Consider the following 2,013-nt stretch of genomic DNA (forward strand, 5'->3'; position numbering starts at 1 on the left):
GCCGAGGGCGGCGCGTCGGCCACGCCGACCGCGCCCGCGACCTCCGGCGCGCCGCAGACGCCGAGCGCCCCCGCCTCGCAGGGCCCGGACGACCAATTGCCGCCGCCGGGCGACCCGGGCGATGTGCTGACCCTCGGGAGCACCGGCCCGGAGGTCACCGAGCTCCAGAAGCGGCTGCTGCGGATCCCGAACGTGTATCAGGACGGGCAGGTCAACGGCCAGTACGACCAGACGCTGGCCCAGGCCGTCTCCCGGTTCCAGGTGTGGTACGGGATCCGGGGCGACGCGAACGGGGTGTACGGGAGCGCCACCCGGCGCGATCTGGAGTCGCGCACCTGACGCCACGGCCGGAGGCGGACCGGGGCGGGGGCGGGGTGCCGTCAGGTGGCGCCGAAGACCTGGGTCCAGTACGTGCCCGCGCGGCTGCCGGTCGCATGGCCGACGCCGATGTGGGTGAAGTCGGGCTTCAGGATGTTGGCGCGGTGCCCCGGGCTGTTCATCCAGCCGCGCACCACCTCCTCCGGGGAGCGCTGGCCGCACGCGATGTTCTCGCCGATGCCGCGGTGGGTGGCCCCGGCGGTCCGGGCCCGGTCCCAGGGCTGATGCCCTTCGGGGCCGGTGTGGGAGTAGAAGTCGCGGGCCACCATGTCGTCGCTGTGCGCCTGCGCGGCCGCCGTCAGCCACGGGTCCGGGGCGAGGGGCGCGAGCCGGGCGGAGGCGCGCTCCGCGTTGGTGAGGGCGATGACCTCGGAGGCCAGGCGCAGCAACCCGCCCGGGGTGAACGGCCGGGCCCATACCGCCGCCCAGTAGACGTCCCCGGTGGTGGGGCCGTCGGCCCGGCCGATGCCCAGGTGGACGAGGGCCGGATCGTGGAACGGGCCCCGGCGCTCGGCGCCTTCGAGGCAGTAGTCCACGAACTCCCGTGGGGTGCGCGGCCCGGAGACGATGTGCTCGGCGACGGTCAGCGGGCGGTATCCGTGCGCGGCGATCCGGTGGAAGAGCGAGGTCCCGTCCGGGCTCTCCAGCGCCAGCACGCCATGGGCGGCCATGGCCCGGGCGTGCGCCTCGGCGGCCGCGGTCAGCCGTCCGTCGAGGGCCACGGGCGCGGCCCCGGCCCGTGCCCGCGCCGCGTTCACCACGTCGAGGGCCTGCCGCGAGGCCCCGTCGGCGGGGGCAGGGGCGGCGGTCGCCGGGGCCGGAGGCACGAGAGGCATGGGAGGCACGGGCGCAGGAGGCGCGGACGCGGGGGGCGCGGGTGCGGAGGACGCGGGGGACGCGGGTGCGGAGGACGCGGGGGACGCGGGTGCGGCGGCTCCGTCGTCGGCGACGTCGACGCCGAAGTCCCGGGCCACACCGGCCAGTCCGTCGGCGTACCCCTGGCCGATCGCCCGCACCTTCCAGCCGCCGCCACGGCGGTAGATCTCGGCGAGCAGCAGCACCGTCTCCTGCGAGGGGCGCGGCGGGGCGAACCGGGCCAGCGGCGATCCCCGCTCGTCCAGGACGCTCAGCACGGGCGCCGGGAGCCGCCCCAGCGGGGTGCCCGGGTCGGCCGGGCTGATGACGAGGGTGACCCGGGCGGCGCCCGGCCGCAGCGCCCCCGGCCGCAGGGTGACGGTGTCGCCGTCCAGCCGGGCGCCGGGCGCGGTGGGCTGGTTGAAGAAGACGAAGTCGCCGTCGCCCGCGACCTTTCCGTCCTCGCCGGTGATCAGCGCGGACAGGTCGAAGGGACCCGGCACCCGGATGGTCAGCGCGCCGTCGGGCAGCGCCTGGTTCCCGCCGGGCACCAACTCGCCCATGTCCGCTCCTCACCGCCGCCGCGTATCCGGAGGCAACGCGTCATGAGGGGCAACGCCCGGGCGCCCCCGGCGGTTCCGGCGGGCGCCCTAGGCCCTGTCCGGCGAATCTTCGCGGGCCCGCGACGCCTGGCACGGCACCTCGCTGCGTTGTCGGGATCGTCCGAGTACAACCCGGTACGAGGAAGAACCACCGCCAGTCTCTTATACACAACACCCA

Annotated in this window: 2 protein-coding genes; one reads left to right on the forward strand and one right to left on the reverse strand. The window is 76.4% G+C overall.

What is annotated here, in order from left to right; translation table 11 throughout:
* The coding region (locus ACFXB5_RS53585; RefSeq protein ID WP_385223334.1) for a peptidoglycan-binding protein at positions 1-339 on the forward strand (339 nt) is incomplete at its 5' end.
* A gap of 41 nt (positions 340-380) precedes the next feature.
* On the opposite strand, the gene ACFXB5_RS53590 is transcribed toward ACFXB5_RS53585, so the two are convergent.
* Positions 381-1,796: a CAP domain-containing protein gene (locus ACFXB5_RS53590; protein ID WP_385223336.1), complete on the reverse strand. Its 1,416-nt coding sequence runs from the start codon at positions 1,794-1,796 to the stop codon at positions 381-383.
* Between the last annotated feature and the right edge of the window lie 217 nt (positions 1,797-2,013).

This window comes from Streptomyces sp. NPDC059455 (assembly GCF_042750115.1).
GTDB lineage: Bacteria > Actinomycetota > Actinomycetes > Streptomycetales > Streptomycetaceae > Streptomyces > Streptomyces endocoffeicus.

Bases quoted from the DNA above. Each gene is read 5' to 3' on its own strand.
- ACFXB5_RS53590 (WP_385223336.1), bottom strand. From the start codon at position 1,796: ATGGGCGAGTTGGTGCCCGGCGGGAACCAGGCGCTGCCCGACGGCGCG.